This is a genomic window from Bradyrhizobium sp. HKCCYLRH3073 (genome assembly GCF_051167995.1).
Lineage (GTDB): Bacteria > Pseudomonadota > Alphaproteobacteria > Rhizobiales > Xanthobacteraceae > Bradyrhizobium.
Map to the genome: position 1 here is coordinate 286,175 of NZ_JBNPUD010000006.1, position 20,128 is coordinate 306,302.

Annotated in this window: 18 protein-coding genes and 1 tRNA gene; 16 read left to right on the forward strand and 3 right to left on the reverse strand. The window is 65.2% G+C overall.

Going from position 1 to position 20,128, the window contains the following annotated elements; translation table 11 throughout:
• The first annotated feature begins 189 nt into the window (after nt 1-189).
• The 3 genes from ACQR1X_RS17060 (at nt 190) to ACQR1X_RS17070 (ending at nt 2,264) form a co-directional block, all read left to right on the forward strand.
• Nucleotides 190-996 (forward strand): hypothetical protein, encoded by an 807-nt coding sequence (locus tag ACQR1X_RS17060; protein ID WP_434899256.1) that lies wholly within the window; start codon nt 190-192, stop codon nt 994-996.
• Nucleotides 997-1,156: 160 nt separating this feature from the next.
• Complete coding sequence (locus ACQR1X_RS17065) at nt 1,157-1,768, forward strand: TMEM175 family protein (protein ID WP_434899257.1); 612 nt, start codon at nt 1,157-1,159, stop codon at nt 1,766-1,768.
• A gap of 422 nt (nt 1,769-2,190) precedes the next feature.
• Nucleotides 2,191-2,264, forward strand: a tRNA-Gly gene (locus ACQR1X_RS17070).
• 137 nt (nt 2,265-2,401) lie between these two features.
• Here the strand turns inward: ACQR1X_RS17070 and ACQR1X_RS17075 are convergent.
• Together ACQR1X_RS17075 and ACQR1X_RS17080 are read right to left on the reverse strand one after the other, a co-directional pair.
• A complete protein-coding gene (locus tag ACQR1X_RS17075) occupies nt 2,402-2,725 on the reverse strand; it encodes a hypothetical protein (RefSeq protein ID WP_434899258.1) in 324 nt (107 codons plus the stop codon).
• Between the two features lie 83 nt (nt 2,726-2,808).
• On the reverse strand, nt 2,809-3,765 hold the full coding sequence (locus ACQR1X_RS17080; RefSeq protein WP_434899259.1) for a LysR family transcriptional regulator: 957 nt from the start codon (nt 3,763-3,765) through the stop codon (nt 2,809-2,811).
• Nucleotides 3,766-3,872: 107 nt separating this feature from the next.
• Between ACQR1X_RS17080 and ACQR1X_RS17085 the strand changes: the two genes are divergently transcribed.
• The 8 genes from ACQR1X_RS17085 (at nt 3,873) to ACQR1X_RS17120 (ending at nt 13,322) form a co-directional block, all read left to right on the forward strand.
• Nucleotides 3,873-4,754: an NAD(P)-dependent oxidoreductase gene (locus tag ACQR1X_RS17085; RefSeq protein ID WP_434892419.1), complete on the forward strand. Its 882-nt coding sequence runs from the start codon at nt 3,873-3,875 to the stop codon at nt 4,752-4,754.
• Nucleotides 4,755-4,764: 10 nt separating this feature from the next.
• Entirely contained in the window at nt 4,765-6,294 is a 1,530-nt protein-coding gene (locus tag ACQR1X_RS17090; protein ID WP_434892420.1) for an aldehyde dehydrogenase family protein, read from the forward strand.
• 75 nt (nt 6,295-6,369) lie between these two features.
• Nucleotides 6,370-7,326, forward strand: coding sequence for an N-carbamoyl-D-amino-acid hydrolase (locus ACQR1X_RS17095; protein WP_434892421.1), 957 nt, complete (start codon nt 6,370-6,372; stop codon nt 7,324-7,326).
• Between the two features lie 225 nt (nt 7,327-7,551).
• Nucleotides 7,552-9,153 (forward strand): ABC transporter substrate-binding protein, encoded by a 1,602-nt coding sequence (locus ACQR1X_RS17100; protein ID WP_434892422.1) that lies wholly within the window; start codon nt 7,552-7,554, stop codon nt 9,151-9,153.
• Nucleotides 9,154-9,165: 12 nt separating this feature from the next.
• Nucleotides 9,166-10,107 carry an ABC transporter permease gene (locus ACQR1X_RS17105; protein ID WP_316237714.1) on the forward strand — a complete coding sequence of 314 codons (942 nt, stop codon included), beginning with the start codon at nt 9,166-9,168 and terminating at the stop codon, nt 10,105-10,107.
• Nucleotides 10,104-11,021: an ABC transporter permease gene (locus tag ACQR1X_RS17110; protein WP_434899260.1), complete on the forward strand. Its 918-nt coding sequence runs from the start codon at nt 10,104-10,106 to the stop codon at nt 11,019-11,021. The genes ACQR1X_RS17105 and ACQR1X_RS17110 overlap by 4 nt, the downstream gene beginning before the upstream one ends.
• 340 nt (nt 11,022-11,361) lie before the next feature.
• Nucleotides 11,362-12,351, forward strand: a complete 990-nt coding sequence (locus ACQR1X_RS17115; RefSeq protein ID WP_315801004.1) for an ABC transporter ATP-binding protein — start codon at nt 11,362-11,364, stop codon at nt 12,349-12,351.
• Nucleotides 12,348-13,322 (forward strand): ABC transporter ATP-binding protein, encoded by a 975-nt coding sequence (locus tag ACQR1X_RS17120; RefSeq protein WP_316177074.1) that lies wholly within the window; start codon nt 12,348-12,350, stop codon nt 13,320-13,322. The genes ACQR1X_RS17115 and ACQR1X_RS17120 overlap by 4 nt, the downstream gene beginning before the upstream one ends.
• Nucleotides 13,323-13,922: 600 nt before the next feature.
• Here the strand turns inward: ACQR1X_RS17120 and ACQR1X_RS17125 are convergent.
• Nucleotides 13,923-14,330: a hypothetical protein gene (locus tag ACQR1X_RS17125; RefSeq protein ID WP_434899261.1), complete on the reverse strand. Its 408-nt coding sequence runs from the start codon at nt 14,328-14,330 to the stop codon at nt 13,923-13,925.
• A gap of 329 nt (nt 14,331-14,659) precedes the next feature.
• On the opposite strand from ACQR1X_RS17125, the gene ACQR1X_RS17130 reads away from it, so the two are divergent.
• From ACQR1X_RS17130 to ACQR1X_RS17150, 5 genes are all read left to right on the forward strand, one after another.
• The gene (locus ACQR1X_RS17130; protein WP_315801001.1) at nt 14,660-14,878 is read left to right on the forward strand and encodes a hypothetical protein; all 219 of its coding nucleotides are present in this window, start codon (nt 14,660-14,662) and stop codon (nt 14,876-14,878) included.
• Nucleotides 14,879-15,066: 188 nt separating this feature from the next.
• Complete coding sequence (locus tag ACQR1X_RS17135; protein ID WP_434899262.1) at nt 15,067-16,041, forward strand: AraC family transcriptional regulator; 975 nt, start codon at nt 15,067-15,069, stop codon at nt 16,039-16,041.
• A gap of 155 nt (nt 16,042-16,196) precedes the next feature.
• The gene (locus ACQR1X_RS17140; RefSeq protein WP_434874287.1) at nt 16,197-17,189 is read left to right on the forward strand and encodes an AraC family transcriptional regulator; all 993 of its coding nucleotides are present in this window, start codon (nt 16,197-16,199) and stop codon (nt 17,187-17,189) included.
• Between the two features lie 509 nt (nt 17,190-17,698).
• On the forward strand, nt 17,699-18,070 hold the full coding sequence (locus tag ACQR1X_RS17145; protein WP_315800998.1) for a tRNA-binding protein: 372 nt from the start codon (nt 17,699-17,701) through the stop codon (nt 18,068-18,070).
• 20 nt (nt 18,071-18,090) lie between these two features.
• Complete coding sequence (locus tag ACQR1X_RS17150) at nt 18,091-20,046, forward strand: alpha amylase C-terminal domain-containing protein (RefSeq protein WP_434899275.1); 1,956 nt, start codon at nt 18,091-18,093, stop codon at nt 20,044-20,046.
• The last annotated feature ends 82 nt before the right edge of the window (nt 20,047-20,128 follow it).

Genomic DNA, 20,128 nt, shown 5'->3' on the forward strand with positions numbered 1-20,128 from the left:
ACAGACTTGCCTCAATGGCGTGATGGCCTTGCCGGAGTTCATGCGTCGAGCGAGCGTGTCATGCGTACATTGGGGCAGAAGGCCGGCCGGGCCGGATTGTTGTGCGGCGTTGTTCTATTTCAGGTTGTGGTTGGCGTTTCGCTTGCGCGAAGCGCCGAGCCCGGCGGCTCCTCACCACCCGCAGGCGAGGTGGCCAAGGATCAGGGCAAGGAGAGCGGGCCGTTCGGCGGATGCGAGCCGATCGGGTTGACGGCATCGGGCGAGCTGGTGTTCCCGCTGGACTGCAAGAAGCTGATCAAGAAGCCGGTCGAGGCGCCCGTCGCCGAGGACAAGACCCCAGCCGACGACAAGACCGCGTCGGTCGATCCCGCGCCATCCGTTCCGAGCCAGGCGGCCAGCGCCGACATTCCGGCCGGTCCCGAGGTCAAGCCTGCCGCGGCTGCGGAAGCGGTTGCGACGACACCCGCCGCGTCGGCTGAGCCGAAGCAGGCCGCAGTTACGGACAAGCAGGATGCGGTTCAGAAGGCTGCCGCAGCAGAGCCAGTCGCCGGCAAGCCTTCCCTGACCAAGCCGTCCGTGAAATCGCCATCGATGGCGGCGCCAGCGACCAAGCCGCCCTCTGCCAAGTCGTCCTCTGCCAAGCCGTCCTCTCCCAGAACGGCCGCGGCCAATCCGCCCGCGACGACGCCATCCCCAGCCGGGGCATCATCGGCCAAGCCGTCATCCGGCAAAGCGGCCCAGGCGCAGGCCGTTGTGGTGGCCGCCAGGGATGCTGCGGTCAAGGATGCCGGCAGGACATCGCGGATGGTCGCCAGCCGGCCGATGATCGTGATGGCAAGGCCTGGCACCGCAACCCCGGCCTCGGCCCGGCTGCAGGCGGAGGGCAGGCCGCGACTGCGCACGGCGGGACTGCCGGCCTGCGTCCAATTCCGCAGCTACAATCCGGCGACGCACAGCTATCGCGGCTTCGATGGCCACACCTATGCCTGCCGGTGAGCGCTGACGCTCGAGGGCCGGTGGGTCTGGAGGCCGGCGGCGAGTGACGTGACAGCCTGCCGCCCAAGGGCGGCAGCGAAGTCGGGCGGTGCGGCGCCAGAGCTGCTATAGAACGTGAGCCTTCATCTCCGTTCCTCGCTGCAGTTGCTTCCGATTCGACATGACAGAGCCTCAGTCCGACCTGTTCGAGATGCGCCGGCTGGAATCGCTCTCCAACACCATCTTCGGTGTTGCGATGACGCTTCTCGCCTACGACCTGCCGAAGCCCAATTTCGCGCATATGCCCGGTTGGATCGACCTGGTGCACACCTATTCCGGGCGGCTCGCCGGGCTGGTCCTCAGCTTCATCATCGCCGGCGTGTTCTGGATCAGCCACCACCGGCGGCTGGCCCGGCAGCCGTTCGCGGGCCGGCCCGTGGTCATCCTGAATCTGTTCTTCCTGTTGTCGATCGTGCTGCTGCCGGTGACCAACGGGCTCTACGGCGGCTACAGGCTGAGCAGCGCGGTGGCCGTCCTCTATGGCCTGCATCTGACGATCATTGCGTCGCTGAACGCCGCGCTGTGGTGGCTCGCGCTTCCCGGTGGCCGCCATGCCGAAATCGCCGGCGCGATCTTTCCCGTGATCGTGTTCGTGCCGGGCATCGTCATCGCGGCGATTGCCCCGGAGTACGTGCAGTATTTCTGGATGCTCGGCTTCGGCGGCTTCCTGGCGCGGCGGTTCGTCCGCAGCCCGCCGGCGGCGCTGGCCGGCGAGCAGGCGGAACTGCCGTAAAAAACGCGGCGGGCCGTGAGACCCGCCGCGCTTCCGTTCTTGAACTCGCTGGTCCAGGGCCGAGACCGCCCCGTTGCCGAGCCGCGATGGCGCTGAAACGCTGACGAATCACGCGCTCACACGTCGCTCATGAAGAGCCGCTCAGCGGGCGATCCCAGCGAGGTGACAGCGCTTGGTGAAAGACACTGGATCACCTCCTTTCGTTGTTGATGGTGACCGGAATATAGGATGGTCCGGGCCGCGAGGGTAGGGGGGCCGATTACGGAACCCACCAGCCGCCGCCGTCGTGCTGCGCTGCGGCTCGGGTCGCGGATTCCGCTCGATTCCGGCCGTTCCAACCGCGGATCCCGATGCATCCGCCTCCAGACCCCGTGGCGAAGAGGTTGAGAGCCGCCGCGGACCATGTTAGGGAACGCCCCGATGCGGGTGTAGCTCAATGGTAGAGCAGCAGCCTTCCAAGCTGAATACGAGGGTTCGATTCCCTTCACCCGCTCCAAGGCTTCCGCGGCCACTCCGTCATCCGACCAGAAGCGATCCTCGTCATGGGGCGCTCACGCGATGTCGCAGTCCCAATCTTCTGGGGACGTCGGTTTCCCTGGTCGTCGGTGCAGACTCCCCAGCCGGTCCGGCCGATCAGTCGCAAGCGACGCGATTGCCCATCCGCCGGCACGTCCTGCCGTCGCTGAAATAGGTCGTGTTTCCGATCGTATGCGCCGACGTGCCATCGCTGTAGTAGGTGTGATTGCCGATCTGCTGCGAGCTGCTGCCGTCGTTGTTGTAGGTGAAGCGCCCGATCTGCTGCGACGAGGAGCCGTCGTTCCAATAGGTATTGTTGCCGATCCGCTGCCCCGACGTCCCGTCGTCGCACTGGATCTGGTTGCCGATGAGCTGGCAGGTCTCGGCCTGAGCTGCTGTCGCCGCCCACAGGCCGAAAGCGATCGCGAGAACGTGGCGCATGAGATCGACTCCCGAAATTGCAACATCCAATCTCAACCCCTGTGCCAGCGCAACCGGAAACGATCCGTGATGATCGGCGCGGATCAACGTCCGGCGCCGCGTGTCCTGGTCTTGCCGGCGGCTCCGCCGACCCGGAACGCCCGCATCTGGCCGCTGAGAAAGCGCAGCAGATGGCTGGCGGCATGCGGCAGCTCGCGGCCGCGCCGGGTGATGACGCAGGCTTCGCTCGACGACAGCAGGCGGTTGTCGACCGGCACCGCGGCGAGCGAGCCGTCGGCAAGATCGGCGGCGATCGCGAAGGCGGGCAGGAGCGTCAGGCCGAGGCCGCCCTTGACGAAGTGGCGGAGCACGTTGATCGAGCTGGTGGTGAGCTTCGGCGACAGGGCGACGCGTTCGGCGGCCTCCGCCATCGCCACGACCTGACGCGTGCCGTAGCTCGGATGCATCAGTCCGAGCGGGTGGTCGGCGAGTTCGCGCAGGCGCAAGGGACGGCCGAGCCGCGCCAGCGCGTGATCCGGCGGCATGATCGCGCAGAGCGGCTGCCGGCTCGCCGTGGCCACGCGGATGCGCGGATCTGCTGATGGGTTGAACACCAGGCCGATGTGATAGCGATCCTCGGCGACCGCAAGGACGACCTCATTGGTGCCGGCGAGGTCGAACGACATGGTAAGGGCGGGATGGCGCTGCCAGAACCGGCCGAGCGGGCCGGACATCAGGTCACTCACAAAGCCCTCGCCGAGCACGATGTCGACATGGCCGCGCTTGAGCCCCTGCAATTCGCGCAGCTTGGCGACGGTGTCGGCCTGGTCGGCCTGCCATTGCCGGAAGCGCTCGACCAGCAGCGCGCCGGCCGCGGTGGCGCGGATGCCGCGGCTGAGGCGCTCGAGCAAAGTGAGGCCGAGCTCGTTCTCCAGCAGCGCGATCTGCCGGCTGATCACCGACGCGTTGACGTCGAGCGCTTCGGCGGCGGCGCGCACCGAGCCGAGGCGGATCGTCTCGTGCAGATAGTGCAGGCGGTGGTGATCGAGCAGGGCGGACATGGCCTCGGACAGTGTTGACTAGAGGTCAACACTAGCGGTGGAGGGCGCTGATGTCTGCCCCGGAATCGCGCGGTTACGCTGGCGGGGCAAATCGGGCAGGAGGCTTCGTGACCGCCGTTGGCATCATCGGACTTGGCAAGATGGGGCGCGGCATGGCGCTGACGCTGAAGGGCGCCGGCTTTGCCGTCACCGGCTACGACACGCTCGCCGCGACGCGCGCGGCGCTGGCGGCCGAGGGCATCACTGTTGCCGACGGCATCGGCGGCGTGATCGCCGCAGCCGACATCGTGATCCTGTCGCTGCCGACCGCCGGGATCGTCGCCGATGCCGTGGAAGGCCCCGGCGGCATCCTCGCGCATGCCAGGGCCGGCGTCGTCATCGTCGATACCTCGACCTCGCATCCCGAGACCTCGCGCCGGCTTGCGGCCGTTCTCAAGGCGCGCGGCATGGGCTTCGTCGATGCGCCCGTCAGCGGTGGCCCAAAGGGGGCGGCGACGGGCACCATGACCATGGTGATCGGGGCCGATGAGGACGACCTCGCGCGTGTGCTGCCGGTGCTGGAGCGGATGAGCGCCAAGCGCGTCCATGTCGGCGGCGTCGGCGCCGGCAACGTTGCCAAGATCGTCAACAATCTGCTCTGCGCCGCCCATCTGCTGACCGCCGCGGAGGCGCTGCGCATCGCTGATGCGGCGGGTGTCGATGCCGGGCGGCTGCTCGAAGGCCTGAATGCCGGCTCCGGCCGCTCCGGCGTCACGCTCGTCAACGTGCCCAATTGGATTCTCAACGGCGCCTTCGATTCCGGCTTCACCATGCAGTTGATGCGCAAGGACGTCAGGCTGGCGGCGCAGTTCATCGGTGAACTTGGACTGTCGCTGCCGATCGCAAGCGATACCGCGCGCATCTGGGCGGACAGCGCCGCGAGCATCGCCGACGCCGATGATTTCAACCGCATCGTCGAGCTGCAGCTCGGCCCGATGCCGAAGCCGTGAGCGTACCGCCATGACCCATTTCATCGATCCCCGCCTGCGCGCCGCAGCGCTGCCGTTATGGCCGGATCTGAAAGCCGTCGGCTCCCATGTCGGCGGCGACGTCATCGTCGGCGAAGGCGCGACGGTCTCGGTCAACGATCCCGCCACCGGCCGATTGCTGTTCACCTATGCCGATGCCGGCGCCGACGTCGCGGCCAAGGCGGCTTCTGCTGCCGTGGCGGGGCAGGCGGAATGGGCGAAGCTGACCGCCGCGGGCCGCGGCCGGGTGATGCAGGCGGTGGCGCGGGCGATCCTCGTCGCAGCCGAGCCGCTGGCGCATCTGGAAGCGCTGTCCGCCGGCAAGCCGATCCGCGACACCAAAGGCGAAGTCGCCAAGGTCGCGGAGATGTTCGAGTATTATGCGGGCTGGGCGGACAAATTCCACGGCGACGTCATCCCGGTGCCGTCGAGCCATCTCAACTACACGCGCCGCGAGCCGATGGGCGTGGTGCTGCAGATCACGCCGTGGAACGCGCCAGTCTTCACCGCGGGATGGCAGATCGCACCAGCGATCAGCATGGGCAACGCCGTGCTGCTCAAACCCTCGGAGCTGACGCCGCTGACGTCGCTGGCGCTCGCAAGCATTGCCGAACGCGCGGGCCTGCCGAAGGGCGTCGTCAACGTGCTCGCCGGTTTCGGCCACACCACCGGGCAGGCGGCGCTCGGCCAGCCCGCCGTGAAGAAGGTCGTGTTCGTCGGCTCGGTGCCGACCGGGCGGCTGATCGGTGAGGCCGCGGCGCGCAGGCTGCTGCCGTCGGTGCTCGAGCTCGGCGGCAAGTCCGCCAACATCGTGTTCGCCGATGCCGATCTCGAACGCGCCGCCGTCGGCGCGCAGGCCGCGATCTTCGGCGGCGCCGGCCAGAGCTGCGTCGCGGGCTCCAGGCTGTTGGTGCAGGGCGCGGTCTATGACCGCTTCGTCGATCTGGTCGCGCAAGGCGCGGCGAAGATCAGATGCGGCGATCCGCTGTCGGCGGACACTGAGATCGGGCCGATCAACAACGCCAGGCAATATGACCATGTGCTGTCATTGATCGCCGAAGGCGCAGCCGAGGGCGCGGAGATCGTCGCTGGCGCAGATGGCGTGGCGCAGGACGGCGGATATTTCGTCAAGCCGACCGTGCTCAAGAACGTCACCAACGCCATGGGCATCGCGCGCAAGGAGGTGTTCGGCCCGGTCGTCGCCGCGATCCGTTTCGACACCGAAGAAGAGGCGATCGCGATCGCCAATGACAGCGAGTTCGGCCTCGCTGGCGCGGTGTGGACCAGGGACGTCGCGCGCGCGCATCGCGTCGCAGCGCAGGTCAAGGCCGGCACGTTCTGGATCAACGCCTACAAGACCATCAACGTCGCCTCGCCGTTCGGCGGCTATAACAACAGTGGCCATGGCCGCTCCTCCGGCAGCGAGGCGCTGTACGAATACACGCAGGTGAAGAGCGTGTGGGTCGAGACCGCGGCCGAGCCGGCGGTGGCGTTCGGCTACGCGCCGGGCTTGCGCGACTGAGCAAGCATGGCATGATCGGTGCAAGAGCTGCGCGCCACGGAACGACCACTTAGTTCCGAAATAAGGAACGGAAACATGCCGCGCTTCGTCAACGTCGCCATTGGTCAGCTCGGCCCGATTGCCAAGAGCGAAACACGGACCGCGGTGGTTGCGCGACTGATGGCGTTGATGCGGCAGGCGCACGCCAATGGCTGCGACCTGATCGTCTATCCCGAGCTCGCGCTGACGACGTTCTTCCCGCGCTGGTACATGGCCGATCAGGCCGAGATCGATCAATATTTCGAGCGCGAGATGCCGGGGCCGGAGACGCAAGTCTTGTTCGCGCTCGCGAAGGATCTGCGCATCGGCTTCTGCTTAGGCTATGCCGAGCTCGCGGTCGAGGACGGCATCGTGCACCGCTACAACACCGCCATTCTTGTCGACAAGACGGGCACCGTCGTCTCGAAATACCGCAAGGTGCATCTGCCGGGACATGCCGAGCACGAACCGTGGCGCAAGTTCCAGCATCTGGAAAAGCGCTATTTCGAACCGGGCAAGAGCTTTGGCGTCGCCAACGCCTTTGGCGGCGTCATCGGCATGGCGATCTGCAACGACCGCCGCTGGCCCGAGACCTATCGCGTGATGGGCCTGCAGGGCGTCGAGATGGTGCTGATCGGCTACAACACGCCGGTGCATAATCCGCCGGCGCCGGAGCATGACGACCTTTCGCTGTTTCACAACCGCCTCGTGATGCAGTCGGGTGCCTATCAGAACGGCACCTGGGTGATTGGCGTCGCCAAGGGCGGCGTCGAGGAGGGCATCGACCACATCGCCGGCAGCTGCATCATCGCCCCTTCAGGCGAGATCGTCGCGGCCTGCGCCACCAAGGGCGACGAGATCGCGCTGGCACGCTGTGACCTCGATTTGTGCAGATCCTACAAGCAGACGGTCTTCAACTTCGACGTCCATCGCCAGCCGCACGCTTACGGCATGATCGTCGAGCGCAAGGGCGAGACGCTGATGGCCGACGGCTCGCCGGTGCGGAAGGCATGATGCGTTCGGCAATCGCGCGCAAGTCCGTAGCCCGCATGAGCGCAGCGACATGCGGGTTCACACGAGGAGTCTCGGAGAACCCGGGGTCGCTGCGCTCGCCCGGGCTTCGATAGGCTTGCGCCCCATGCCTCATTTGCGTTCAAATGAACGCGCTCCACACGCGTGGCATGGGCCTTGCTTACAATTTCGGCAATTGAACTTGGGCATGTTGCATCAGGAGAGAACATGGATCGCAGAACGGTATTGAAGGGATTGGCGGGCGCGGGTGGTCTGGCGCTGACGGGATTTGCGGCGCCGGCGATCGCCCAAGGCGCTGCCGCACGCACCTTGCGTTTTGTGCCACAGGCCAATCTCGCCAATTTCGATCCGATCTGGGGCACCCAATATGTCGTGCGCAACGCAGCCGCGATGGTGTGGGATACGCTGTACGGCATCGACGATCAGTTCGTGCCGCAGCGCCAGATGGTGGAATCGGAGGAGGTGTCCTCCGACGGCCTGACCTGGACCTTCAAGCTGCGTCCCGGCCTCAAATTCCACGACGGCGAGCCGGTGCTCGCCAAGGACGTCGTCGCGAGCCTCACGCGCTGGTCGGCGCGCGACCCGATGGGCCTGATGCTCAAGGCGATCCAGGGCGAGCTCACCGCGGTCGACGACAAGACCTTCAAATGGGTGCTGAAGCAGCCTTATCCGAAGATGCTGTTCGCGCTCGGCAAGGGCAACGCGCCGTGCGCCTTCATCATGCCCGAGCGCATCGCGCAGACCGATCCGTTCAAGCAGATGTCCGAATATATCGGCTCCGGCCCGTTCAAGTTCGTCAAGGGCGAATGGGTGCCAGGCGCCAAGGCGGTGTTCGAGAAGTTCACCGACTACGTGCCGCGCCAGGAGAAGCCGGTGTGGCTCGCCGGCGGCAAGCAGGTGCTGGTCGATCGCGTCGAATGGGTGATCATGCCGGACCCCGCGACCGCGGCTGCGGCGCTGCAGAACGGCGAGGTCGACTGGTGGGAGAACCCGATCACCGATCTCGTGCCGGTGCTGAAGGGCAACAAGAACATCGGCGTCGACATCGGCGATCCCCTCGGCAATGTCGGTGCGTTCCGCATCAACCATCTGTATCCGCCGTTCAACAACGTGAAGGCGCGCCAGGCCATCCTGATGGCGATGAGCCAGGAGGACTACATGCGCGCGCTGGTCGGCGACGACAATGCGCTGTGGAAGCCGCTGCCGGGCGTGTTCACACCCGGCACGCCGCTCTATACCGAGGAAGGCGGCGATATCCTGAAGGGCAAGCGCGACCTGGCCAAAGCCAAGAAGCTGCTGGAGGAAGCCGGCTACAAGGGCGAGCCGATCACCTGCCTCGTCGCGCAGGATCAGCCGATCACCAAGGCGTTCGGCGACGTCACCGCGGATCTGCTGAAGAAGCTCGGCATGAACGTCGATTTCGTCGCGACCGACTGGGGCACGGTCGGTGCCCGCCGCGCCTTGAAAACGCCGCCGGCGCAGGGCGGCTGGCACATGTTCCACACTTGGCACGCCGGCGCCGACTGCATCAATCCGGCTGCCTACAACGCGCTGCGCGCCAATGGCGACAAGGCCTGGTTCGGCTGGCCGAACAGCGAGCCGGTGGAGAAGGAGATCACCAACTGGTTCAACGCCAAGTCGCTCGATGAGGAGAAGGTCGTGGCCGGCCGCATCAACAAGGCTGCGATCGACGACGTCGTGTTCGCGCCGACCGGCTTCTTCCTCGGCTACACTGCGTGGCGCAAGACCGTCTCCGGCGTGACCAAGGGGCCGATCCCGCTGTTCTGGGGCGTGTCGAAGACCGCATAGGCACTGACATCCATGCTCGCTTATGCGCTCCGACGCGTGCTGTCGACCTTGCCGGTGATGGCGATCGTCGCGCTGTTCGTCTTCAGCCTGCTCTACATCGCGCCGGGCGATCCGGCCGTGGTGATCGCGGGCGACCAGGCGAGCCCGGCCGATGTCGAGCGCATCCGCGCCAATCTCGGACTGGACCAGCCCTTCCTGGTCCAGTTCGGAAGCTGGGTGTGGCGCCTGCTGCACTTCGATCTGGGCACCTCGATCTTCACCAATCTCCCGGTGGCTTCGATGATCGCCCAGCGCATCGAGCCGACCTTGTCGCTGATGATGGTGACGCTGTGTCTCACCATCGTCATCGCCGTGCCGCTCGGCGTCATCGCGGCGTGGAAGGCCGGCACCTGGATCGACCGGATCATCATGGCGTTCGCCGTGTTCGGCTTCTCGGTGCCGGTGTTCGTGGTCGGCTACATCCTCGCCTACGTCTTCGCGCTGAAGTTCGATTGGCTGCCGGTGCAGGGCTACACGCCCCTCGCCCAGGGATTCTGGCCGTGGCTGCAGAACCTGATCCTGCCGGCGGTCGCGCTCGGCTGCGTCTACATCGCGCTGATCGCGCGCATCACCCGCGCCGCAATGCTCGAAGTGCTGCAGCAGGACTACATCCGCACCGCGCGCGCCAAGGGCCTGGGGCAGGGCGGCATCCTGTTCATCCACGCGCTGAAGAACGCCGCTGTGCCGATCGTCACCGTGGTCGGCATCGGCATCGCGCTCCTGATCGGCGGCGCCGTCGTCACCGAGAGCGTGTTCGCGATCCCGGGCCTCGGCCGCCTCACCATCGATGCCATCCTGCGCCGTGACTATCCGGTGATCCAGGGCATCGTGCTGTTGTTCAGCTTCGTCTACGTGCTCGTCAATCTCCTGATCGACATCACCTACACCCTGGTCGACCCGAGGATCCGCTATTGACCGCCACGACCGCAACCTCTCCGCCACCGGGCCTCGTCGTCGCGCCTCGCCTGCCGGACCTGATGGCGGCGCCAAAGATCCGGCGCGGCGCCATCGGCTTCCTGCGCAACCATCCGACGGTCGCGATCGGCGGCGCGCTGCTGTTGCTGCTCGTCATCATCGGCGTGTTCGCGCCGTTCCTGTTCACCGTCGATCCGACCGCGATCGCGCCGGCCAAGCGCACGCGGTTGCCGTCGGCGGATTTCTGGTTCGGCACCGATGCGCTGGGACGCGACGTCTATTCGCGCGTGCTCTATGGCACGCGCGTCTCGCTCACGGTCGGGCTGTCGGTGGCTCTGGCGGCATCGCTGATCGGGCTTGCGATCGGCCTCGTGGCCGGCTTCCTGCGCTGGGCCGACGGCGTGCTGATGCGCTGCATGGACGGGCTGATGTCGATCCCGCCGATCCTGCTCGCGGTGGCGCTGATGGCGCTCACGCGCGGCAGCGTCGGCAATGTCATCCTCGCCATCACCATCGCCGAGATTCCGCGCGTCGCACGACTCGTGCGCGGCGTCGTGCTGTCCCTGCGCGAGCAGCCCTATGTCGACGGCGCGGTCGCGTCGGGCACGCGCACGCCGATGGTCATCCTGCGCCACATCCTGCCCAACACCATGGCGCCGATGCTGGTGCAGGCGACCTACATCTGCGCCAGCGCCATGATCACCGAGGCGATCCTGTCCTTCATCGGCGCCGGCACGCCGCCGACGATTCCCTCCTGGGGCAACATCATGGCCGAGGGCCGCGCGCTGTGGCAGGTCAAGCCCTACATCGTGTTCTTCCCCGCGGCGTTCCTCTCGGTCACCGTGCTCGCGGTGAATCTCGTCGGCGACGGCCTCCGTGACGCGCTCGACCCGCGCATGGCGAAGAGCCCATGAGCGGAGTGATGAGAAGCATGTTCGCCTGCGCCATCGCAGCACCCGCGCCAACGCTGCCCATGGCTCGCTCCACTCTCTCCGCCCGCCATTCCGGGGCAGCCCGTGGGGCTGAGCCCGGAATCCATAGCCACAAGCAGGTGTTGCGGGACAAGATCCCACCACGAGTGTGCCTCACACGTCGTCCCGTGGCTATGGGTTCCCCGACGCGCAATTGCGCATCGTGGCTCGCGCTGACGCGCGCCCCGGAAAGACTTGAGGAGAGAGCGGGGTTCGCTACTGAATTACTGAGACCTAGCAAGTTCATTTGCGGCCACGCATCCGCCGGCCAGGAGCACCCCTAATGCCGCTGCTCGAGGTCGAGAACCTCCAGGTCCATTTCCGTACGCCGACCGGCATCAACCGTGCCGTCGACGGCGTCTCCTTCCACGTCAACCCGGGCGAGACGCTCGCCATCGTCGGCGAATCCGGCTGCGGCAAGTCCGTCACCTCGATGTCGATGATGCGGCTGATTCCGGAGCCGCCGGGCAAGATCGCGGGCTCGATTCTGCTCGAGGGCCGGGACATCCTGACGCTGTCCGACCGCGAGATGCGTCAGCTCCGCGGCAACGACATCTCGATGATCTTCCAGGAGCCGATGACCAGCCTCAACCCGGTGCTGACCGTCGGCCGCCAGATCGGCGAGACTCTGCGGCTGCACCAGGGGCTCGACCAGGCGCAGGCCGAGGCGCGCGCGGTGGAGATGCTGACGCTGGTCGGAATCCCTGAGCCGGCACGGCGCGTGCGCGAATATCCGCACCAGCTGTCCGGCGGCATGCGCCAGCGCGTGATGATCGCGATGGCGCTGGCCTGCAATCCAAAGCTCCTGATCGCGGATGAGCCGACCACCGCGCTCGACGTCACCATCCAGGCGCAGATCCTCAAGCTGATGCTGGAGCTGAAGCAGCGCGTCGGCGCAGCCATCATCCTGATCACCCATGATCTCGGCGTCGTCGCCGAGGTCGCCGAGCGCGTGATGGTGATGTATGCCGGGCGCAAGGTCGAGGAGGCGCCGGTGAAAGAGCTGTTCCGCACCCCCCGCCACCCCTACACGCAGGGCCTGCTCGGCGCGCTGCCCAAGCTCGGCTCGTCGCTGTCGGGCGAGACGAAACGCCTCGCCGAGATTCCTGGCCAAGTGCCGGATTTGAAGCAGCGCATCGAAGGCTGCGTGTTCGCCGGCCGCTGCGCGCTCGCGACCGACCTGTGCCGTCAATATGCGCCGGGGCTGGAGCAGAAGGCCGCGCACCACATCGCCGCCTGTCATTTCGCCGCCAAGGAGCAGGCCGCCGCATGACCATGCCGCTGCTCCAGGTCAACGACCTCAAGAAGCACTTCCCGATCTCCGGCGGGCTGTTCGGCCGCAGCAAGAGCAAGGTGCATGCGGTCGACGGCGTGTCATTCGAGATCGCGCGCGGCGAGACGCTCTCCCTGGTCGGCGAATCCGGCTGCGGCAAGTCGACGGTCGGCCGCGCCATCCTGCGGCTGTTCGACGTCACCGCCGGCCAGATCGTGCTTGACGGCCAGCGCATCGACGATCTTCCCCCGGGCAGCCTGCGCGAGATGCGCCGCCGCGTCCAGGTCGTGTTCCAGGATCCGTTCTCCAGCCTCAATCCGCGGATGCGGATCCGCGACATCCTGGCCGAGCCGATCAACAATTTCGGCCTCGCGAAGACCGCCGCGGAGCGCGACGCGCGCATCGCCGAGCTGATGGAGATCGTCCGGCTGCCGCGCGACGCCGTGAACCGCCGGCCGCACGAATTCTCCGGCGGCCAGCGCCAGCGCATCGGCATTGCACGGGCGCTCGCCGCCAAGCCCGATCTCATCGTCTGCGACGAGGCGGTGTCCGCGCTCGACGTCTCCGTCAAGGCGCAGATCGTCAACCTGCTGCAGGATCTGCAGCGCGAGTTCGGCCTGGCGCTGCTGTTCATCAGCCACGACCTCGCGATCGTCGAGCACATGACGCACCGCGTGGCGGTGATGTATCTCGGCAAGATCGTCGAGATGGCGCCAAGGCGGCAGATCTTTGCCACACCGGGTCATCCCTACACCAAGGCGCTGCTGTCAGCCGTGCCCATTCCCGAACCCGGCGCCGAGCGCACACCGATCATCCTCAAGGGCGACGTTCCGAGCCCGGTCAACCCGCCCAAAGGCTGCCGCTTCAACACCCGCTGCCCCCTGGCCTTCGACCGCTGCCGCGTAGAGGCTCCCGAGCTGCGGCTGAAAGGCGAGGACCAGTGGGTGGCGTGCCATTTGGAGAATGTGTAGTTACGTCCTTGCGCAGGATTGGCAAAGCGGCCGCCGAAGGCGGCGGCGTGCCCACTATGCAGGTGCAATGACAGCTTGATGCACGACCGCCGCGCCAATCACGGAGGAGAGACGGTGCGTTTCTCATGCGGATCTCGGTGCGGCGCGTAGCCCGCATGAGCGACAGCCGGCCCGTGGGACACGTCGGCGCCAGCCGACGTGCGGGGCCTCACGTGTCGTGTCGGTAAACCGGGATGTCGCTGCGCCCATCCGCGCTACGTAGCGACTGAACGAAACTTCGATGGCACGCAACATCGCTGCGCCGCGCGCCGTCGCTGCCCATCATGTTTTGAGGAACGGTATCGCAGCCGCGCCCGGTTGCGACCAGGCATCGGCTCACCGGGTACGGCTCTCGCCAGCTTTAGGCTGCAAGCGACCGATTGAATCTCGTCCAACAGAACGTCGCAAAGCGCGATCTGCGACAACAGGTCGGCCTCTAGGGACTGGCACGACGTCGGCCGATCGAGGCGCAGCTTTGCTGTGCGGATTCTACTTAGCGATTTCAATACTGCAGGATTGGACAGGTCGCCGCCTCGAATATTGGTCATCTTTGCACCACGACTACACCAGATCCGCCGCGGCAGGACCGATTTGGTTCGATGCAATCGGTATGCCGCGAATTGGGGCGGGAGCGGACGACGCAACCTTGCGGTACCCTCCGGCGTCTGCAAAGCAGCGGCCAGGGACATCAATTGGCGGTTTACAGTCGTTTCCGAATTTGGAAATTGGCACGGTGTATGCTGGCCTCTGTACGGGTGCTTTGTTGTTGAGTTGACTCGTTGCTTGCCAGATCGGCAACTTATCGCCTTTGGTCGAGCGATTGGCGATCTGCTGATAACGTATTGCAGTGGTGCCAGATTGGAAGATGGTCGCTGTGCCCGGCGAGGGGATGGCATGGTGTACTGCCACTGAACTGGTAATGCCTACAAGATAAGTGATAGAATGCAACGTGACCGTCTTGATAAGCATGACAGAACTCACTCCATACCGACTCATATCGACAGGCGTGTGGACGTTGCCAGGTTCGCGTTGTGACGAAGTCATAAGTCCATCGTCTCGGTGACCTGCTTCGCAAGATCGGGTATCTCAAGCGCCCAGCGTCGACGGTTGGGTGGCGCTTGTCTTGCTCTGCTGATCCCATTGCGCCTCAAAGCCGTCGAGCAGGTGGCGAGCGAGACCGGCTTGAGCTTGAGAGCCAATCATGAGGACTGTGTCCCATGGGAAGTGTGTCAGTGTTCCGAACATCATCGTCTCCCAAAAGTGCCGCGGTTCTCAGCTTGTTCGGGTCACGTGCACCCTTGGCTGCCGCTGCCAGGATGCGCGCAGCGAGCTTTGACTTCATGGTGGAGTTCTGCTCGGCCTTTGCCGCCACGTTCGCCTCCTCGCTTGCCGCCGCATTCTGGAGAGACGGCCGCCTTGCCCCTCTCAACGAGATTGAAGCGCGTCGCGCGGCGATTCTGAAGTCATTCTCAAGTCCAAACTCTGCAAACATCGCTCAGGATTTGCTGCATCATTAGCCAATTACCGCCTTCAAAATAACATGCGATAAATCGGGGACGTGATCGAACTGTTGCGCCCGGCCGCCAGCCGCCCGACGGGAGCTTTTCCGATGTTGACTTGGATCAGTCCGGAAGACTTGCGCTCCAGTATTTTGACACGAGCCTTATAAGCGAGGACTGATCCTTCGATGGACTTGGAGCGATCCGTGAGCCCGCTGAGCCGCGCTCCCGTCATTCGTACAGACGATCCGGAGGCGATGGAGCACGCGTTGCGGACGGTCTACGGGGCAACCGGATTCGCAGTCACCAACGCAGATGAATTCCAGGGGGTTGGCAACTATCTTCAGCTCGGGAGCATCGGTCTCGGCTTTTGTGCATATAGCGGGGCAGGGTCGCTCGTCGAGTTCCCGGAGAGCGACTTCGCGCGCCTGCAAATCGGCCTCAAAGGCAGCGCTTTGACCGTTCTAAATCGCACGGCGATCGCAATAAACGAGCGGCAGTCCTGCATAGTTGCGCCGGGCGAAGCCAACAAGATTATGTTCGAACCAGGTTATGAGCAGCTCATTCTTCGAATAAGCGCGAGGGCGTTGGAGCAGACATTGACGATGCTGCTCGGTGCAAAGCCAGCCGGTGTTCTCAAGTTTGATCCCATTGCCGCAGCGGTTCAGCCGAACGCTCTGGTCTTGCGCGATCTGGCGATGTTCCTCGCTCATCAGTTGGATGCGGCGGCGACAGAGCTGCCACGCACGGTGCTCGTCGAACTGGAGCAGGCTCTCATCGTTTCCTTCCTGTCGGCTCACCGCCACAATTTCAGCGAGCTGTTGAAGAGAGGCGAAAGAGATGTCACCCCGCGGATCGTTCGACTGGCCGAGGAATATATCGAGGCCTCTTGGGACCGCGCCATCACGATCGAGGAGCTGGCTTCGCAGACAGGCGTCAGCGTCCGCGCGCTCTATGCTGCGTTCAGGAAGAGCCGCGGATATTCGCCGATGGCGTTTGCGAAGACGGTGCGATTGCGTCGGGCAAAACAGATGCTCTCGGGGCCAAATCAGCGTACCTCCGTCTCTGCAGTCGCCTTCAATTGCGGTTTCGGAAATCTCGGACACTTCGCAAGAGACTATCGCGACGTGTTCGGTGAGCTTCCATCCGAAACTCTGTCGCGCGCGCGGCGCGCCGCCTAGCTCGCCTGACAGACGCGTCGGCCACACCATTCTCAAGAGCGCTGGGGCGGCCTCAAAAGCTATATCGGCTTTCACGAAGATCGAGCTGCGACACCGCGCCGCTGACCGGGTTTTTCCCAGGTTTGAGTTCGGTCAATCTGAGATACTATCTTTGGATGAACCTGGACCGATCCGTAAGCCTGCTGAGCCGCGCTCCCGTCATTCGTACAGACGATCCGGAGGCGATGGAGCACGCGTTGCGTACGGTCTATGGGGCAACTGGCTTCGCAGTCACCAACGCAAATGAATTCCAGGGGGTAGGAAACTACCTTCAGCTTGCGAATATCGGCCTTGGCTTCTGTGCATATGGCGGGGGAAGGTCGGTCGTAAAGTTCCCGGAGAGCGACTTCGCGCGCCTGCAAATCGGCCTCAAAGGCAGCGCTTTGACCGTTCTAAATCGCACGGCGGTCGCGATAACCGAGCGGCAGTCCTGCATAGTTGCGCCGGGCGAAGCCAACAGGATTGTGTTCGAGCCAGGTTATGAGCAGCTCATTCTTCGAATAAGCGCGAGGGCGTTGGAGCAGACACTGACGACGCTGCTCGGTGCAAAGCCGGCCGGTGTTCTCAAGTTTGATCCGATTGCCGCGGCGTTGCAGCCGAACGCTCTGGTCCTGCGCGATCTGGCGATGTTCCTCGCTCATCAGTTGGATGCGACGGCGACAGAGCTGCCACGCGCGGTCCTCGTCGAACTGGAGCAGGCTCTCATCGTTTCCTTCCTGTCGGCTCACCGCCACAATTTCAGCGAGCTGTTGGAGAGAGCCGAAAAGGACGTCGTGCCGCGGATCGTTCGGCTGGCCGAGGAATATATCGAGGCCTCTTGGGACCGCGCCATCACGATCGAGGGGCTGGCTTCGCAGACAGGCGTCAGCGTCCGCGCGCTCTATGCTGCGTTCAAGAAGAGCCGCGGATATTCGCCGATGGCGTTTGCGAAAACGGTGCGATTGCGACAGGCAAAGCAGATGCTCGAGGGGCCCAATCAGCGTACCTCCGTCTCTGCAGTCGCCTTCAATTGCGGCTTCGGAAATCTCGGACACTTCGCAAGAGACTATCGCGACATGTTCGGTGAGCTTCCATCCGAAACTCTGTCGCGCGGGCGGCGCGCCGCCTAGCTCGCCTGTCAGAAGCGCCGGCCAGGACCATCCCAAGAGCGCAAGAGCAGTGAGGCAGCAACGCGCGGTAGGCAGGTTGTGCCTGGCGACGGGTGCTGACGATGTCCGCTATTCGCGGACAGGCTAAGCCTCCGTGCTGCGTCTGGAGGCAAAAGCGAACGAACTGCGACATTACAGGTGACGTGTCAGGGTCATTGCGCTCGGCGGCGGGCATGCTGCAGGACGGGGAAACGCGCGCATGCGACGATGTGGCGGGTAGCAGCACGCCATGGCGATTCACGGAACTCCGCTCGGCGATGCAGAAAGCCGGTACCCCGCTTGCTCGCCAGAGATTGGAGGCTTCTCAGCCTGCGACCGGCCCGCCACACCAACGCAGCCAATCGTCCATATGCCGTGCCGTCGCCGGGCGGGTGCATTGTCAGGAGCCCGTATGGCCATTAAAGATTCCGGCCCAAACCGCGTCGGGATCGCAAGCCTTCCCGCGCGGTCCCGCGTTTGATGAGGCCGCCATGCATCTCTCCCACGATCCGACAGCACCGGCGGCAGCAGGGATCGGCTTTGACCAGTTCCTGGCCGTCGACATCCGCGTCGGCACCATCGTCGCGGCCGAGCCCTATCCGGAGGCGAAGAAGCCGTCGCTGAAGCTGACGATCGATTTCGGGCCCGGTATCGGCACGAAGCGCTCCAGCGCGCAGATCGCGGCGCTGTATGATCCGGCCACCCTGGTCGGCCGCCAGGTCGCCGGCGTCGTCAACTTCCCGCCGCGTCAGATCGGCAAGTTCATGTCCGAGGTCCTGACGCTCGGCTTTCCCGATGAGCAGGGCAACGTCGTGCTGTTCCAGCCCGACAAGGCCGTGCCGAACGGCGCGCGGCTGTTCTGAGCGGAGGGCCGGCCGTGGATATGCTGCTCGAACCTGTTACGCTGCCGCCGTTTCCCGAAGGCCTACGGATATCGCTCAGGCAGATGCATCTTCTCCAGGCTCCGATGGGTGGCACCCTGGTGACCGGCGGCGCCACCTTCCGCGTGTTCGCGCCGCATGCCAAGGCGGTCTACGTCTCCGGCCCGTTCAACGACTGGGCGCAGGATGCGAACTGTCGTCTCGCGCCGATCGGCAACGGCCATTGGGCGATCTTCGTGCCGTCGCTCAAGGACGGCGACGCCTACATGTATTTCGTCGAGGGTGAGGGCTCGTCCGGCTACAAGCGCGATCCGCATGCGCGGCTGCTCACCGTCGATCCGGCGTTTCCCCAGGCGCACTCGGTGCTGCGCAATCCCGGCGCGTTTCCCTGGCACGACACCGACTTCACGCCGCCGCCCAACAATGAGCTTGTGATCTATCAGCTTCACGTCGGCACGTTCGACATGAAGGCGGGCAATCCCGACGGCTGCTTCTTCGATGTCATCGAGCGCGTGCCGCATCTGAAAAAGCTCGGCGTCAACGCCATCGAGCTGCTGCCGGTGCAGGAATTCCCGACCATGTTCAGCATGGGCTACAACGGCACCGACCTGTTCAGCCCGGAGACCGAATATGGCGAGCACGAGCAGGCGCATCTCGCGGCCTACTTCAAGCGAACCAACGAGATCCTCTCGGCGGCGGGCGCCATGCCTTACGCCGATGTCAGCGTGGTCAGGCATTGCGACGACCAGCTGCGCGCGCTGGTCGACGTCTGCCATGTCCATGGCATCGCCGTGCTGTTCGATGTCGTCTACAACCACGCCGGCGGCGGGTTCGACGAGAGCAGCGTCTGGTTCTTCGACCGCCAGGCCTATGGCGATCCCAACCGCAGCCTGTATTTCACCGACCAGGGCTGGGCCGGCGGCCAGGTGTTTGCCTATTGGAACGCCGACGTGCGGCAGTACCTCGTCGACAACGCCATCATGATCTATCGCGAGTATCACGCCGACGGCCTGCGCTTCGACGAGGTCAGCGTGATGGACCGCTTCGGCGGCTGGGCGACCTGCCAGCAGCTCACCGAGGCGCTGCGCGCCGAGAAGCCGGATGCGATCCAGATCGCCGAATACTGGCCTGTCAACCCGTGGGTGGTGCGGGACATCGCGCAGGGCGGCGCCGGCTTCGACGCGACCTGGAGCGACGGCCTGCGGTTGTCGGTGCGCGGCGCCATCGCGAGCGCGGCCGGCGGCGCGGGCGCTGTCGTCCCGATGCAGCCGATCGCCGCGGCGATCGCCGATCTCAGCCTCGACAAGCGCTGGCGCGCGGTCAACTCGATCGAGAACCACGACATCGTCTATGCCGGCCGCGAGCCGCGCATTCCGCGCCTCGCTGATCCCGTCGACAGTCGCTGCTGGTATGCGCGCAGCCGCAGCCGCGTCGCCACCGGCCTGTTGCTGACCGCGCCGGGCATCCCGATGCTGTTCATGGGCCAGGAACTGTTCGAGGACAGACCATGGAGCGACACGCCGAGCCTGGACACCACGATCCAGTGGTCGCTGCTCGACGGCGAGGACAAGATCACCGCGGATGCGATGCGCTTCACGTCAGAGCTGATCGCGATCCGCCGCACCCATCCGGCGCTGACCGCGGAGGGCTGCGCCATCGTCCACGTCCATGACGGCAACCGCGTGCTCGCCTTCCACCGCTGGGACGGCCAGGGCGACGACGTCATGGTGATCGTGAGCCTGAGCGAGACGCCATGGCGCGACTACGCCATCGGTTTTCCGGCAGGCGGCACCTGGCTCGAGGTGTTCAACAGCGACGTCTACGACAACTGGGTCAACCCGGGCGTCGTCGGCAACAATGGCTCCGTCACCGCCGGCGGCCCGCCGCTGCACGGCCAGCCGAGCTCGGCTGATGTGACGATCCCGGCGAACGGCGTGCTCGTGTTCGCGAGGAAATGAGGATCGTAGGGTGGGCAAAGCGGCCGCGGAAGGCGGCGGCGTGCCCACCATCCAGCAGCGAACTGCAGCGGCGTTCGGTATC

Excerpts from the sequence above, each read along its gene's own strand:
- ACQR1X_RS17065 (WP_434899257.1), top strand. The coding sequence starts at position 1,157 with ATGACAGAGCCTCAGTCCGACCTGTTCGAGATGCGCCGGCTGGAATCG.
- ACQR1X_RS17075 (WP_434899258.1), bottom strand. The coding sequence starts at position 2,725 with ATGCGCCACGTTCTCGCGATCGCTTTCGGCCTGTGGGCGGCGACAGCA.
- ACQR1X_RS17080 (WP_434899259.1), bottom strand. The coding sequence starts at position 3,765 with ATGTCCGCCCTGCTCGATCACCACCGCCTGCACTATCTGCACGAGACG.
- ACQR1X_RS17090 (WP_434892420.1), top strand. The coding sequence starts at position 4,765 with ATGACCCATTTCATCGATCCCCGCCTGCGCGCCGCAGCGCTGCCGTTA.
- ACQR1X_RS17095 (WP_434892421.1), top strand. The coding sequence starts at position 6,370 with ATGCCGCGCTTCGTCAACGTCGCCATTGGTCAGCTCGGCCCGATTGCC.
- ACQR1X_RS17100 (WP_434892422.1), top strand. The coding sequence starts at position 7,552 with ATGGATCGCAGAACGGTATTGAAGGGATTGGCGGGCGCGGGTGGTCTG.
- ACQR1X_RS17105 (WP_316237714.1), top strand. The coding sequence starts at position 9,166 with ATGCTCGCTTATGCGCTCCGACGCGTGCTGTCGACCTTGCCGGTGATG.
- ACQR1X_RS17115 (WP_315801004.1), top strand. The coding sequence starts at position 11,362 with ATGCCGCTGCTCGAGGTCGAGAACCTCCAGGTCCATTTCCGTACGCCG.
- ACQR1X_RS17120 (WP_316177074.1), top strand. The coding sequence starts at position 12,348 with ATGACCATGCCGCTGCTCCAGGTCAACGACCTCAAGAAGCACTTCCCG.
- ACQR1X_RS17125 (WP_434899261.1), bottom strand. The coding sequence starts at position 14,330 with ATGCTTATCAAGACGGTCACGTTGCATTCTATCACTTATCTTGTAGGC.
- ACQR1X_RS17140 (WP_434874287.1), top strand. The coding sequence starts at position 16,197 with ATGAACCTGGACCGATCCGTAAGCCTGCTGAGCCGCGCTCCCGTCATT.
- ACQR1X_RS17145 (WP_315800998.1), top strand. The coding sequence starts at position 17,699 with ATGCATCTCTCCCACGATCCGACAGCACCGGCGGCAGCAGGGATCGGC.
- ACQR1X_RS17150 (WP_434899275.1), top strand. The coding sequence starts at position 18,091 with ATGCTGCTCGAACCTGTTACGCTGCCGCCGTTTCCCGAAGGCCTACGG.